The organism is Ureibacillus aquaedulcis (assembly GCF_030418165.1).
GTDB classification, from domain to species: Bacteria; Bacillota; Bacilli; order Bacillales_A; family Planococcaceae; genus Ureibacillus; species Ureibacillus aquaedulcis.
In genome coordinates this window covers 188,122-203,419 of sequence record NZ_JAUHTQ010000007.1, presented here as the reverse complement: position 1 = coordinate 203,419, position 15,298 = coordinate 188,122, and the positions used below count along the sequence as shown (strand labels likewise).

General features: G+C 37.6%; 12 protein-coding genes. 5 read left to right on the top strand and 7 right to left on the bottom strand.

Features of this window, described 5'->3' with window-relative positions; genetic code table 11:
• Positions 1–41: 41 nt before the first annotated feature.
• The 7 genes from QYB95_RS11485 to dnaA form a co-directional block, all read right to left on the bottom strand.
• Positions 42–1,142: an HD-GYP domain-containing protein gene (locus tag QYB95_RS11485; RefSeq protein WP_301138465.1), complete on the bottom strand. Its 1,101-nt coding sequence runs from the start codon at positions 1,140–1,142 to the stop codon at positions 42–44.
• A 210-nt stretch (positions 1,143–1,352) separates the two neighbouring features.
• Positions 1,353–3,884 carry a DNA gyrase subunit A gene (gene gyrA / locus QYB95_RS11480; protein WP_301138464.1) on the bottom strand — a complete coding sequence of 844 codons (2,532 nt, stop codon included), beginning with the start codon at positions 3,882–3,884 and terminating at the stop codon, positions 1,353–1,355.
• A 28-nt stretch (positions 3,885–3,912) separates the two neighbouring features.
• Positions 3,913–5,847 carry a DNA topoisomerase (ATP-hydrolyzing) subunit B gene (gene gyrB, locus QYB95_RS11475; protein ID WP_425609199.1) on the bottom strand — a complete coding sequence of 645 codons (1,935 nt, stop codon included), beginning with the start codon at positions 5,845–5,847 and terminating at the stop codon, positions 3,913–3,915.
• 163 nt (positions 5,848–6,010) lie between these two features.
• Positions 6,011–7,123, bottom strand: a complete 1,113-nt coding sequence (recF, locus tag QYB95_RS11470; RefSeq protein WP_301138462.1) for a DNA replication/repair protein RecF — start codon at positions 7,121–7,123, stop codon at positions 6,011–6,013.
• Positions 7,124–7,351 (bottom strand): S4 domain-containing protein YaaA, encoded by a 228-nt coding sequence (gene yaaA, locus QYB95_RS11465; protein WP_301138461.1) that lies wholly within the window; start codon positions 7,349–7,351, stop codon positions 7,124–7,126.
• Positions 7,352–7,636: 285 nt separating this feature from the next.
• Positions 7,637–8,773 carry a DNA polymerase III subunit beta gene (dnaN, locus tag QYB95_RS11460; RefSeq protein WP_301138460.1) on the bottom strand — a complete coding sequence of 379 codons (1,137 nt, stop codon included), beginning with the start codon at positions 8,771–8,773 and terminating at the stop codon, positions 7,637–7,639.
• Positions 8,774–8,942: 169 nt separating this feature from the next.
• Positions 8,943–10,289: a chromosomal replication initiator protein DnaA gene (dnaA, locus tag QYB95_RS11455; RefSeq protein WP_301138459.1), complete on the bottom strand. Its 1,347-nt coding sequence runs from the start codon at positions 10,287–10,289 to the stop codon at positions 8,943–8,945.
• 632 nt (positions 10,290–10,921) lie between these two features.
• Here dnaA and rpmH point away from each other — a divergent pair.
• From rpmH to mnmE, 5 genes are all read left to right on the top strand, one after another.
• Positions 10,922–11,056, top strand: a complete 135-nt coding sequence (rpmH, locus tag QYB95_RS11450) for a 50S ribosomal protein L34 (RefSeq protein ID WP_118876394.1) — start codon at positions 10,922–10,924, stop codon at positions 11,054–11,056.
• 155 nt (positions 11,057–11,211) lie between these two features.
• Complete coding sequence (gene rnpA / locus QYB95_RS11445) at positions 11,212–11,556, top strand: ribonuclease P protein component (protein WP_301138458.1); 345 nt, start codon at positions 11,212–11,214, stop codon at positions 11,554–11,556.
• A gap of 143 nt (positions 11,557–11,699) precedes the next feature.
• Positions 11,700–12,470, top strand: a complete 771-nt coding sequence (gene yidC / locus QYB95_RS11440; RefSeq protein ID WP_301138457.1) for a membrane protein insertase YidC — start codon at positions 11,700–11,702, stop codon at positions 12,468–12,470.
• Positions 12,467–13,252, top strand: a complete 786-nt coding sequence (gene jag, locus QYB95_RS11435; RefSeq protein ID WP_301138456.1) for an RNA-binding cell elongation regulator Jag/EloR — start codon at positions 12,467–12,469, stop codon at positions 13,250–13,252. Before yidC ends, jag begins: the two co-directional genes overlap by 4 nt.
• A gap of 604 nt (positions 13,253–13,856) precedes the next feature.
• Entirely contained in the window at positions 13,857–15,242 is a 1,386-nt protein-coding gene (gene mnmE, locus QYB95_RS11430; protein WP_301138455.1) for a tRNA uridine-5-carboxymethylaminomethyl(34) synthesis GTPase MnmE, read from the top strand.
• Positions 15,243–15,298 lie beyond the last annotated feature (56 nt).

The window sequence follows — 15,298 nt, the reverse complement described above, 5'->3', positions numbered from 1 at the left end:
GTATTCTTTCTTGCGCTCCTCTTATATCTAAAATGTAGTTCTTATTTATCTGTTATAACTTGGGAAATGTATAAGTTTCTTTGTTTTGAAAGGTCTATAATCTCACCGGAATTAGCGAGTTTTACTAAAGGTCTTGTGGGTGAAAAACTGTTGATAAACATGATTTCCCCAATGTCCTCGTTAGATAGCTCAACAGTCGTGCCAATAGGGAGACTGGCAACCAAATCAACGAGGGCCTGGACAACTTTGATATCAAACTTGCCGAACTCGGATTCCTTGATCATCTCGATTACCTTGAATGGCGATTCCATTGAGCGATATACACGTTCACTTGTCATTGCGTGGAAAGTATCTGCAACCGCAATTATTTGTGAAAAAGTCGAGATTTTCCCGATTTTTAATCCTTCCACATACCCGCTGCCATCTAGGCGTTCGTGATGCTGATAGATCGCAAGCTTCATTTCTTCTCTTATAGCAGGTAAACTTTCAATCATTTTAAAACTAAACAGCGGGTGCTGGCGAATTAAGAGAAACTCTTGTTCAGTTAAAGTTCCTTTTTTTTCTCGAATATGATTTGGCACTTTCGCCATACCGCAATCAGCTAACATCCCGGCTACTGCCATTTGAAGGACAAAACCTCTTTCATAGCCCAGCTTTTGAGTAATAATGGCGCTGATTAAACCCGTTGCAATGCAATGATGGAATAGATAGTCCTTTGTGTTTGAAAGGCTGTTAAGTTTAAATAGAATTGCGCGTTCTTCTTGAATTCTATCTATTAGAGGTAAAATAATCCCCCTTACCTTTGTAATATCAATCTTCGAACCCGATTCCCAGCCGAAAAATACTTTCTTAAACTGCTCAACAGCATCCAGATAAATTTTTTCGAACGTCATAAAAGGCTTTGGCACTTCCATACCTATTACAGCAGTATCCGCCATGTTATCTTTTTGATCTGTTTGTTTTTCTTCTTCCTCTACCAATACAGGAACCTTTAAAATATGAAATGCTTTTAAAACGTGCAGCACTTCGTTCGTTACTTTTGTATTTTTATAAACAATAGGATATTTGGTATTTGCAAAAATATCATCCGCAATCACCTTTCCTACTCTTAAATGGCTGCTATTTATGTATGTCGTTTCCAAAATTAAAACCTCTTCTCTGTTTAAGTTTTTAAAAGGCTAATAGAGGTATGAATGATTTCTTTATTTCCTTGTAGATTTAATAGAATTATACTACAATTAGTAACTTTTAAAATCATTTATCTAATTAAAAAGCACTAATATTTTCAATATAAACATGAGAAAAACCAGAAACCTGGACAAAAACAGGTTTCTGGTTTTTACTGATCTATTTTATTCTTCTTCCGCATCTAGTTCTGAAGCTTCTGCATTTATCTCTTCAGGCATTTCTGTTTCAGCAGGATTTTCAGATACCTCATCTATAATTTCGTCTTCTTCATCCTTTTTTACACGAGCGACTGTTGCTACCAGTTCCTCATTACCTAGACGAATTAAACGAACACCCTGAGTGCTTCGGCCAATAACGGAGATATCATTTACATCCATACGAATTAAAATGCCATTTATCGTAATAAGCATGATGTCTTCGGTACCATCCACCGTTTTAACTGCACACATTGGCCCGTTTTTATCGGTGATTTGGATTGTTTTCAAACCAACCCCGCCACGGCTTTGGAGGCGATATTCAGATTCTGGCGTTCGTTTGCCATAACCTTTTTCAGTGACTACCAGTATTTCGTGCCCTGGTTCGATGATTTCCATTCCAACCACGTAATCACCTTCACGCAGCTTGATGCCGCGAACACCCGAGGCAGTACGTCCCATTGAACGAATCTCCTCTTCTTGGAAACGAATAAGCATTCCATCATGTGTCCCAATAATGACATCTTTAGTACCATCCGTTAAACGAACGGAAATTAAATCATCATCATCATGAAGATTGATGGCAATTAAACCGCTTGTACGAATATGCGCGAATTGTGAAAGCTGAGTTCGTTTTGTAATACCCGTTTTCGTAGTAAAGATTAAATAAGCATCTTCTTTGAATTCATCTACGCGAATCATTGCAGTTACTTTTTCTTCTTTTTCCAAGTTCAACAGGTTAACGATTGGCAAGCCTTTTGCAGTACGGCCGAATTCAGGAATTTCATATCCTTTTGCACGGTATACTTTCCCTTTAGTTGTAAAGAATAAGATCGTATCGTGAGTCGAAGTGAATAGTAAATGTTCTACGAAGTCATCATCATGTGTTCCCATACCTTGAACGCCTCGACCACCACGTTTTTGGCTACGATACGTATTGGAAGCAAGTCTTTTTATGTAGCCATTATGCGTCAGCGTAAGTACCGAGTCTTCTCTTGTGATTAGATCTTCGTCTTCAATCATTTCCAAACCGCCGGCAGTGATTTCTGTACGGCGCTTATCATTGAAGCGTTCTTTGATTTCAGTCAATTCAGTTCGAATAATGTCGATGATTTTACCTTCATCGGCTAAAATATCTCTTAATTTGGCAATTAAAGCTTGAAGTTCTTGATATTCATTTTCAATTTTTTCACGTTCTAATCCACTTAATCGAACAAGACGCATATCCAGGATAGCTTGCGCTTGACGATCAGTTAAATTGAATCGCTCCATTAAAACTGGTTTTGCTTCATCCCCGGAACGTGATGAACGAATAATTGAAATAATTTCATCAATATGATCTAGGGCAATTCTTAATCCCTCTAAGATATGTGCACGATCTTCTGCTTTTCTTAACTCGAATTTCGTACGTCTAGTGATAACCACTTTTTGATGTTCTAAATAGTAGTGCAGAACTTCTTTTAAGCTTAATACTTTTGGCTGACCATCTACCAATGCCAGCATGTTCACACCAAAGTTTGATTGCATGGCTGTCTGTTTATATAAATTATTTAAAATAACATTGGCATTTGCATCTTTACGGATTTCCATTACAATTCGCATACCACGGCGATCGGATTCATCACGTAAATTCGTAATGCCGTCAATTTTTTTATCTCTTACTAATTCAGCAATTTTCTCGATTAGCCGTGCTTTATTGACTTGGTATGGAATCTCATTAACAATGATTGTTTCCTTACCGTTTGCTTTTGTTTCGATCTCAGCTTTTGCACGGACAGTAATGGAACCTCGACCAGTTTCATAAGCACGGCGAATACCACTGCGTCCCAGTATTACCCCACCTGTTGGGAAATCGGGTCCTGGAATAATTTCCATCAATTCTTCTGTCGTGATGGCTGGATTTTCAGATAATGCAATTACGGCATCGATTGTTTCGCCTAGTTGATGGGGTGGGATGTTTGTAGCCATCCCTACAGCAATCCCTGATGCACCGTTTAACAAGAGATTGGGGATACGTGCGGGTAATACAATCGGCTCTTTTTCATTGCCATCATAGTTATCCTGATAATCAATTGTATCTTTATTGATGTCTCGCAACATTTCCATCGTAATTTTGGACATACGCGATTCGGTATAACGCATTGCTGCTGCACCGTCGCCATCGACAGAACCGAAGTTCCCATGTCCATCAACTAGCATGTAACGATAACTAAAAGGCTGTGCCATACGTACCATCGCGTCATAAATGGATGAGTCACCATGTGGATGGTACTTACCCATTACATCCCCGACAATACGAGCACTCTTTTTATAAGGTTTATCTGATGTATTTCCTAACTCTTGCATTCCATATAAAATACGACGGTGTACAGGTTTTAAGCCATCACGTACATCTGGTAAAGCACGTGAAACAATAACACTCATTGCATAGTTTAAGAATGATGTTTGTACTTCTTCACTTATTTTTATTCCTTTTACACCTTCGTGTTGACTTTCAGACACAAGGAAAACCTCCCTTCAATACGAACAGTTAAATATCTAAGTTTTGTACATAAACTGCATTTTCTTCAATAAATCGTCTACGTGGTTCGACCTCATCGCCCATTAACTCCTGGAAGATTTCATCCGCTCTCATGGCATCATCCAGTTCCACTTGTAATAGCGTGCGGTGTTCCGGATCCATTGTTGTATCCCATAACTGTTCGGCGTTCATCTCGCCTAAACCTTTATATCGTTGAACAATTGGTTTTGGTGTATTTCCTAAACGATTTAATATTTCTTGAAGCTCTTCATCAGAATAGCAATATTCTACATGCTTCCCTTGTTTAATTTGATATAGAGGTGGCTGTGCAGCATATACATAGCCAGCTTCAATTAATGGACGCATAAATCTGAAGAAGAAAGTAAGCAATAAGATACGGATATGTGCGCCATCAACATCAGCATCTGTCATAATAACAATTTTATGATAACGTGCTTTTTGTAGATCGAACTCTTCACCAATACCAGTACCAAAAGCAGTAATCATGGCACGAATTTCAGCGTTCGATAATATACGGTTTAAATTTGCTTTTTCAACGTTCAAAATTTTCCCGCGCAACGGCAAGATTGCTTGGAAATAACGGTCACGACCTGATTTTGCCGAACCACCTGCAGAGTCACCCTCAACGATATAGATTTCAGACTCTGACGGATTCGTCGACGTACAGTCCGCCAATTTACCTGGTAAGCTTGAAATTTCCAATGCAGATTTACGACGTGTAAATTCACGCGCTTTTTTGGCTGCAACACGAGCACGGGCAGCCATTAGACCTTTTTCAATGATTTTACGGGCAACAGAAGGGTTTTCTAACATAAAACGTTCAAAACCTTCGGAGAATAAAGAGTTTGTAATCGAGCTTACCTCTGAGTTCCCTAACTTTGTTTTTGTTTGCCCTTCAAATTGTGGTTCTGGGTGTTTTACCGATACAATCGCTGTTAACCCCTCACGTACGTCTTCGCCGGAAAGGTTCGTATCGGAATCTTTCAACATTCCGTTTTTACGTGCGTAGTCATTGATTACACGTGTAAGGGCTGTCTTGAATCCAGATTCGTGGGAACCACCTTCATAGGTATTAATATTATTGGCAAAAGAATATATGTTTGATGAGAAACCTTCGTTATATTGCATAGCAATTTCAACAGAAATTCCATCTTTTTCGCCCGTCACATCAATTGGATCATGAATAGGCTCTTTTGATTTATTTAAATGCTCAACATACTCGCGAATCCCGCCTTCAAAGTGGAAACTATCGGAACGTAATTCCTCTTCGCGTTCATCTTGAATTGTAATGCGGATACCACGATTTAGATAAGCTAATTCCCGAATACGTGTAGCTAGTATGTCGTATTCATAAACAGTTGTTTCTTTAAAAATTTCCGGGTCTGCCTTGAAACGTGTAGTTGTACCTGTTTCATCAGAATCACCAATGACCTGTAATGGCTGCATTGTTTGACCACGTTCAAATTTAATGCTATGAACATGACCATCGCGTTTAACGTAAACTTCAGTTTCAAGTGAGAGTGCGTTTACAACAGATGCACCTACACCATGCAAACCACCTGATACTTTGTAACCGCCACCGCCAAATTTACCTCCTGCGTGTAAAACAGTCATAATTACTTCAACAGCCGGCATTCCCATTTTTTCTTGGTTGCTAACCGGAATACCACGGCCATTGTCCTCTACGCGAATCCAGTTATCCTTTTCTATAGCAACTGTAATATGATCACAGTAACCTGCTAATGCTTCATCAATACTATTATCCACGATTTCCCAAACTAAGTGGTGAAGCCCTTTAGAGCTTGTGGAGCCGATATACATCCCTGGACGTTTACGTACAGCCTCTAAACCTTCTAATACTTGAATCTGATCGGCATCATATGCTTGTTGTACTTGTTTCTCTTCTAAAGCCACTGTTTTCACCTACTCTTTCATTACATCAGTATGTGTCAAAAATAAAAAGCTTTAACAAAATTCCTAAAACTTTCTAAACATAATTTTTCACCTTGACGCAAGCATGAGACCATCCTCATTTTTTAACTGTCTCGATTGCTTTGGCGGCAAGTGCAAATATTTCTAGTTGTTGTTAACTTTCGATTGCACCCTGTTTCACGTGAAACATCTTAGCATGCTGTATTGTTTCATGATGAATCCCATCAACACTTGTTGTTGTGACAAACGTTTGCACTTCACCTTGAATGGTATTTAATAAATGTGATTGGCGATAATCATCCAACTCAGACAATACATCATCTAAAAGTAGAATAGGTGCTTCCTTTGTTTCTTGCTTTATTAACTCTATTTCAGCAAGTTTCAAAGATAGAGCCGTTGTACGCTGCTGCCCTTGAGAGCCATAAGTCTGGACATCGTAGTCGTTTACAAAAAATTGCAGATCATCTCGATGTGGCCCAACTAATGTGACTCCTCTTTCAAGCTCCCTCTTCCTTACTTCCGCAAGTTTTTTTTCAAGGTATGTAGCCATTTCTTCAGGAGACCACTCTGGATTTAGCCCTGTAGTCGCGCGATATTTGATCGATAATTTTTCAAGCCCGCGTGAAATGCCAGAATGGATCTTTTCGGCCCATTCTTGTAAAAGTTCAATAAACTGAAGTCTTTTACGAATAATTTGGACAGCCGATTGAATATATTGTTCAGTATATATAGAAAATAGAACATCATCGATTTGCTGTTTGCCTTGATTCATCTTCAGCAAATGATTCCGTTGCTTTAATAGTTTTTGAAATGTAAGCAAATCGTGTAAATAGACGGGCGATATTTGACCAATCTCCATATCAATAAAACGACGCCTTATTTGCGGATTCCCTTTTACAACATTAAGATCTTCAGGTGCAAACATGACCACGTTCATTTGTCCGATATAGTTACTTAATTTCGTTTGTTCTAAATGGTTTATTTTACCTTTTTTACCCTTTTTAGTAACTGATAGTTCCATAGGGATGTTGCCGTATCGATTTTTAACAACACCCTCTATTTTACCATAGTCTGCGTCCCAACGGATTAATTCTTTATCATTACTTGTTCGATGGGATTTTGCCATAGCCAGAACATAGATGGATTCCATTACATTTGTTTTGCCTTGTGCATTTTCTCCAATGAACACATTAATTTTAGGTGAAAACTCCAATTCTAACTTTTCGTAATTACGATAATTTGTAAGCTTTAAATGCTCGATGAACATTTAGTTTTCTCCGTTCTTATTAACGATGATATATCTACCGCAACCAGGAATATTGACTACATCACCGTGGCGTAATTTACGTCCGCGCCGTTGGTCCACTTCACCGTTTACATAGACATCGTTTTCTTGAAGAAACCATTTAGACATACCACCTGAACTAATGGCATCCGTCATTTTTAATGCTTGACCAAGTGTGATAAATTCAGTATCAATTATTATTTCATCCAAAGTATTTCATCCTCCGTTACACGTACATCTATCCTTCTATCATACCTAAAAATCAATAAAAAATCCAAAGAAAGCAGAATACGCATCCTGGCTGGATCAAAACAAAAGTCCATTTCTATTAGAAAACCGCAATTTACCCCCTGAATTGGATTCAGGAATTTTCAACTAAATAAAATAGAGCGTCTCTTAAAGGTGAGACGCCCTACTTCTGTTTATTATTTTATTAGTATGCTTGTAATCAAGACAGACAATCTGTGGATATCTTTGTATAGAGACTTACAAAAATTAATATGTTCTTACAGGTAAGATCAATTGCAGGATTGCATCATCATGAACGGAGCGTAAAATGAATGGACGCATCGCTCCAGTGAATTGGATGACAACATCTTGCCCATCAATAGCTTTTAAAGCTTCCATCATGTATTTTGCACTGAATGAGATTTTTAAATTTTCCCCTTCAAGTGTCTCAACTTGAATCTGCTCTTCTACTTTACCGATTTCTGGAGAGTTTGAAGAAATTTCAACAATATTATCGTCAAATGTTTCAAAACGAACAACATTATTGCGATCCTCACGAGCTAATAAAGACGCACGGTCGATAGCTTGCAATAATGATTTCCCATTAATCGTAATGTTTGTTTTGTATTCTTCCGGTATTAAACGAGATGTTTCAGGATAATTCCCTTCCAGAAGACGGGAGAAGAATAATACATTATCTGCCTTAAATAAAACTTGCTGGCTAGTAATAACAATTTGAACCGGATTTGTTGATTCACCAAGAATTTTATTTAATTCGTTTAAGCTCTTACCAGGGATAACTACTGAATTTACATCTGTCGGCAATTGTTCAAGTGCTACTTTTCTTCTAGCCAAACGGTGACTATCTGTAGCTATGCAATTTAGTTCGTTATCGCTGATTTTCCAGTTAACACCTGTCAAAACGGGACGGCTTTCAGAAGTTGCTACGGCAAATACAGTTTCGCGAATAATTGTTTTTAGAAGGTCAGCCGGCATAGCAAATTGCTGATCAGTCGATACTTCCGGTAATTGCGGATATTCTGATGCATCTGATCCAATCAGGTGGAATTCAGATTTCCCTGAACGAATATGTGTTTGTAATCCATTTGCAACTTCGATTTCAACATCATTGGTCGGCAATTTACGAACAATTTCATTGAACATACGGGCTTGCAACACAATGGAGCCTGTTTCAGAGATATTTATTAATTGATCTCCGTTTTCTTCTACAGGAATAAAAGTTTGGATTGTAATATCCGCATCACTCCCTGTTAAAGTCATTCCTTCAGCTGTTACATCTATTTTTATCCCCGTCAAAATCGGAATTGTTGTTTTTGAACTTACGGCTTTCATTACATTGTTTAATCCGTCTAGTAAACGATCTCTCATAATGTCAAATTTCATCGTTATACCTCACTTATTAATAATATTATTTTTAAAAGATATTAATAGATATAGTAATAGGGCCTGTGGATTTGTGTATAACTTATTTAGATACCTGTCACATCAGGCTATCCACATGTTGATAAGTTGTGGATATAATTGTGTGGAATGCAAGCGGTTATCCACAGGATTATTTGCCTAATACACTACGAATTTGTTTAATATCTTGTTGAAGTAATTGATCTTCTTTTAATAGCTTCACTATTTTTTCATGGGCATGAATGACTGTCGTATGGTCACGCCCTCCAAATTCATCACCGATTTTAGGTAAAGAGAAGTCAGTTAATTCCCTGGATAGATACATGGCTACTTGTCTTGGAAAAGCAATCGATTTTGTACGCCTCTTCGCCGAGAAATCCTCCAATTTGATATTGAAATGTTCTCCTACAGCTGTTTGAATATCCAAAATCGTAATCATACGCGGTTTAGAGTTTGGAATAATATCTTTTAATGCAGCGGCGGCAAGATCTGTAGAAATATCTTGATTTACTAATGAAGAATAAGCTACAACGCGAATTAAAGCACCTTCCAACTCACGAATGTTTGTATCTATTTGGTTTGCAATATAATGCATTACTTCATTCGGTATATTTAATCCATCAGCCTTTGCCTTTTTTCGCAAAATCGCGATACGCGTTTCCAAATCGGGTGGCGTAATATCTGTAATAAGTCCCCACTCAAAGCGAGAACGAAGGCGATCTTCTAGAGTTGGAATCTCTTTTGGCGGGCGATCACTGGAAATAACAATTTGCTTTGATTCGGTATGCAAAGTATTGAATGTATGGAAAAACTCTTCTTGAGTAGATTCTTTTCCTGCTAGAAATTGAATGTCATCGATTAATAAAACATCGACATTACGGTATTTATTTCGAAAATCTACTGCTTTGTTATCACGAATGGAATTAATAAATTCATTTGTAAACTTTTCCGATGATAAATAAACAACTTTTGCATTCGGGTTATGCTCAAGTACATAATGGCCAATGGCATGCATTAAGTGAGTTTTGCCTAGCCCTACGCCCCCATAGATAAAGAAGGGGTTATATGCTTTTGCAGGAGCCTCTGCTACAGCAAGGGATGCAGCGTGTGCAAAACGGTTCCCCGATCCAATTACGAATGTATCAAATGTATATTTTGGGTTTAACATTCCGGGTATCATTTCTGCATGTTCATCATCATTTTTTGCCTGGATTACCGGAACCGGTAAATCGACGCTATCATCATCCTGATCCTTTTGAACAACAAATTTTATTAGCAAGTCTTCACCTGTAAGTTCAGATAAAATGCCCGCGATTAGATGAACGTAATGATTTTCAAGCCAATCACGAGCAAATGAGTTAGGAGCGGCAATCGTTACATTACTCCCTTTATAGGAAAGCAATTTTGTTGATTTTAACCACGTCTCAAAGCTTGGTTTTGAAATTTTTTGTTCTACTTGTGCCAGGACATTTTTCCATAATTCTTCTAAATGTTCCAAGCTTTTAACTCCTTTTCATGTATATTTTCCATTATGAAAAAATAAACTACATCTATATAAGATAGAAATCGGATATTATCAATCGTGTTGTAATTTGGCTATTTCTATGATCTTCGTACATTACGGAATGTACTTTTGACTTTAGTTAGATACAGAAAAGATTTTCTTAATGAAGTTAAATCACATAATCACAGCATGTGGATAACTATTATCCCAAAGCTGTGTCAAAGTTTGTCCACAAGTTATTAACATTCTGTGGATAAAATATTTCCCACGCAACATTTCCACAAAGGAAAACACATTTATCGTAACAAAAAAATATTGGTATTTCAATAGTTTAAGAAACTTATCCACATAACTATTTTTTATTCACCTGAAAGTTGTCCACAGGGTTTGGATTTGTGCAAAAGTTGTAAATAACTCTTGTGGATAAAAAAAATCACAAAAACATTATCCACAATGACTGTTTATAATAAACATGGTGCATTGTGGATAAGGGCATTGACTAAGAAAATGAACGGACAAATAAGTAGTTAAATATTTAATTGACAATGCGTTTCTTTTTTTTATATAATGTTATGGTCTGTATGTAGGATAGAAATTAACTTTCATAAATGGAGGTGTCATATATAATGAAACGCACATACCAACCAAAAAAACGTAAACATAGTAAAGTACACGGATTCCGTGCACGTATGAGCTCAAAAAACGGACGTAAAGTATTAGCAGCTCGTCGTCGTAAAGGAAGAAAAGTATTATCAGCATAAGTCCACTGAATTTCTTCAGTGGCTTTTTTTTTACTGATAAATAGGAAACTTGATAGGAAATCAGTATAAGGAAATCCGATTTCGTTGCTGGGCAGGGATCGTGTTTTTCTAATCTGCGTATTTAATGATGAGAAAATGCATGAGCAGGTGAAGGAATGAAGAAGCGCCAAAGGGTCAAGAAAAACGAGGATTTTCAGAAGGTATTTAAAAAGGGAAAATCCTTCGCAAATCGCCAATTCGTTGTGTATTGTCTACAAAAAGAGAATCAAGAAGAATTTCGAATTGGACTATCCGTAGGTAAAAAGATAGGAAAAGCGGTAACAAGAGTCCAAATTAAACGATATATAAGACAAGCTTTCCTGGAATTGAAAAGTGAAGTAAGACAAGATATGGACTATGTTATTATCGCCAGAAACCAGGCGGCCACATTAGATTTTCATGAAACCAAAAAAAGTATTGAACATGTACTGAAAATTGCAAAAGTAATGAAGAAGAAGTAACGGATTTAACTATTTTAAATAGGTGACTGTATAACAAATATGCAATAATAAGGTTAAAATATAAGCAATTTTGAGTAGAGAGCAAGTGTCTATACATGGTAAAATAGCAAAAAAAGTGAATAGTTACTCTAGGAGGATGAAGGTTGAAGAGAAGACATTGGATGATTCTGTCTCTAGTTTCAGTAGTTTTACTGCTATCTGGATGTACAGAATTCGATCAGCCAATCTCATCTGAAAGCGAAGGTTTTTGGAATGAGTTTATCGTTTGGCCATTGGTATCAGTAATTACGTATTTTGCTGAATTGCTGGGTACATATGGATTAGGGATTATCGTAGTTACGATTATAATCCGTTTAGTAATACTTCCATTAACAATTAAACAAGTTAAAAGTTCGAAAAAAATGCAAGAGATTCAGCCTAAAATGAAAGAGCTGCAAAAGAAATATGCTTCCAAAGATGCCGTAACTCAGCAAAAGTACCAACAAGAGATGATGGCATTAATGCAAAATTCCGGTGTCAACCCAGCGGCGGGATGTTTCCCTGTATTGATTCAAATGCCGATACTTATTGGATTCTACCACGCAATCAGCCGGATGAATGCGACACCTGAAATTGACCTAGGTTCATTCCTTGGTTTCGCGCTTGCAGAGCCAAGTATTATTCTAGCTGTTTTGGCTGGTTTGATCCAATTTGTTGTACTAATGACTGGACCTGCAATGGACAACCCTCAAATGAAGGTAATGATGTATATCATGCCCTTCATGATTATTGGTTTCGGTGTGGTTTTACCAGCTGCATTATCATTATATTGGGTTGTTGGGAATATAGTTTCCGTTATTCAGAACCTTGTGATTTATAAGCCTTGGACTAGAAAAAAATCAGAACCTGCTACAACAGGAGGAGCGAAAAAGTGAAACAAATTACGCAATTAGGCGCAACAATAGAAGAAGCGATCTCAATAGCGTTACAACAGCTAAATACTACTCGTAATCAGGTAGAAGTTGAAGTTTTACAAGAAGCGAAAAAAGGATTTTTAGGTTTTGGGGCACGTCAAGCAGAGGTACGTGTCACGTTGAAGGAAGTTGAAATCGAAAACCCGATTTCAATAGATGAAAATGATGCACTGGATGAAGTTAATTATTCATTAGCTGAAAAAATCAGTGTCGTAGAAGAAGAAATAAATGAACAACCGCCAGTATCTGAGGCAATAATAGAGGATGATTCAACTTTAGTAGAAGAGCAGGAAGATCCAATTGAATCTGCTAAAAACTACTTGATCGATATTGCGAAAGATATGGGAATTGAAGATTTAACAATCGAGACTCAAAAACAAGGCAAGAATATTTTATTTAGGCTAGAAAGTGAAAAAGCAGCACTTTTAATCGGAAAACGTGGTGCTACTTTAAATGCACTTCAACAATTGGCTCAATTAGTAGTGAACAAGAGTGCAAAATCCTTCCTGATGGTGAAGCTGGATGTGGAGGATTACCGTGAACGTCGTCAAAAAGCATTGGAATTACTGGCTGAGCGAATGGCGGACAAGGCAATTCATACAGGCAAAAAAGTATCATTTGAACCTATGCCATCCTACGAACGAAAAGTGATTCATAATGCATTGGCAAACCGCGTCGATATTGAGACACACTCGGAAGGAACAGAGCCGAATCGATATCTAGTCATTGAACCGGTAAGATAACAGTAAATATATACAGACGAACGAAGGCGGCCCTTTTTTAAGGGTCGTTTTTTTGTTGGAGAAATAATGTATTTCTTAATTTCTCTCCGGAATAATTGTAAATATGACGTAAGTATTCAAAAGAGTGACCAATTTTAGAATACGCAGCCTATTTGTAAGCTGCATAATAAATTTGGAAACTTTAGAAGCAATAACTTTTGTGGGCGGGCCTTACAAAAGTCGGGGACAAAAGCGCAACGTCCTGTTGCATTGTCCCCATGGCCAACTTCGGGTTGCCCTCATAGACAAGTCGTAGAGCCAACAAGTTGGCTTTGCGGCTTGTGTGCTAGACCGCCCACCAAAACAATACCAAATTAGTACCTTTATTAGGATATTCAGAAACCGGAAGTGAAAATTTTATTTATCCACATGTGGAAAATTTGCTTTGCTTCCGTATTTCACTAAAATATGTTACCCTAAATTGTTAGTAAAAAAGTTTGCGAAAGTTATTCACATGTGGATAACTTTATATAGTTTTCACAAGATAAATGTAATTCATGTCGAGTTGTGGAATTAATGAAATTACGGTACATTCGTAATGGATTTAGTAGGAGGATTAAACAAGATGGATTTTGATACAATTGCTGCAATTTCCACGCCAATGGGTGAAGGTGCCATTGCCATTGTCCGTTTAAGTGGAGATGACGCAGTTCATATAGCAAATAAAATATTCAAATCGCCGAGCGGCAAACAGCTAAAAGATGAAAAAACACATACCATCCATTATGGGCATTTAATCGAACCGAAGACTGAGGAAGTAGTCGAAGAGGTTATGTTATCTTTAATGCGTGCGCCAAAAACTTTCACTCGTGAAGATGTAGTAGAAATCAACTGTCACGGGGGCATAGTTTCAGTAAATCGTGTGCTGCAGCTTGTGCTGCAAAATGGTGCAAGATTAGCAGACCCAGGTGAATTCACGAAACGTGCCTTTTTAAATGGACGAATTGATTTATCCCAGGCAGAAGCTGTCATGGATTTAATCCGAGCAAAAACAGACCGCGCGATGAATGTGGCACTTGGACAAATGGAAGGAAAGCTTTCCAGATTAATTGGCCAATTGCGCAATGCATTAATAGAGACATTAGCTCATGTAGAGGTTAATATAGACTATCCAGAGTATGACGATGTAGAAGAAATGACCATACCTGTACTATTAGAAAAATGTTCATGGGTACGTGATGAAATCGCGAAGCTTCTACAAACATCATCACAAGGCAAGATCTTGCGTGAAGGATTATCAACCGTTATTTTAGGAAGACCGAATGTTGGAAAATCTTCACTGTTAAATAGTTTGGTTCATGAGAATAAAGCAATCGTTACGGATGTTGCAGGTACAACTCGTGATATTATAGAAGAGTATGTCAATGTGCGAGGTGTACCACTTCGCTTAGTTGATACGGCAGGAATTCGTGAAACAGAAGATATCGTTGAACGTATAGGGGTAGAAAGATCTCGCCAAGTGTTAAAAGAAGCAGATTTAATCTTGCTTGTTTTGAACTCGGCAGAAGATTTATCCGAGGAAGATGAGCGTTTATTTGAAACGATTCAAAATATGGATTTCATCGTTGTAGTAAATAAAACAGACTTACCGCAAAAAATCGATCTGGATAAAGTAAATCAATTATCCAATGGACGCCCTGTTGTGACAACATCGATTTTGCAAGAGCAAGGCATTATTGAATTGGAAGAATCAATTGCCAAGATCTTTTTTGAAGGGCAAATCGAAGCAAATGATTTAACCTATGTTTCAAACGCCCGTCATATTGCACTTCTGCATCAAGCAAAAGCGACAATTGAAGACGCAATCGATGCAGCAGAAGCAGGGGTTCCAGTAGATATGATCCAGATTGATGTAACAAAAACGTGGGAGCTGTTAGGTGAAATCGTTGGTGATACGGTTCAAGAAAGTTTGATTAACCAGCTATTCTCGCAATTCTGCTTAGGTAAATAAATATAGTAATTGAAGATAAACACCATACGTAACGGTCGTTTGGTAAAATATATAAT

Excerpts from the sequence above, each read along its gene's own strand:
- recF (WP_301138462.1), bottom strand. The coding sequence starts at position 7,123 with ATGTTCATCGAGCATTTAAAGCTTACAAATTATCGTAATTACGAAAAG.
- dnaN (WP_301138460.1), bottom strand. The coding sequence starts at position 8,773 with ATGAAATTTGACATTATGAGAGATCGTTTACTAGACGGATTAAACAAT.
- rpmH (WP_118876394.1), top strand. The coding sequence starts at position 10,922 with ATGAAACGCACATACCAACCAAAAAAACGTAAACATAGTAAAGTACAC.
- rnpA (WP_301138458.1), top strand. The coding sequence starts at position 11,212 with ATGAAGAAGCGCCAAAGGGTCAAGAAAAACGAGGATTTTCAGAAGGTA.
- mnmE (WP_301138455.1), top strand. The coding sequence starts at position 13,857 with ATGGATTTTGATACAATTGCTGCAATTTCCACGCCAATGGGTGAAGGT.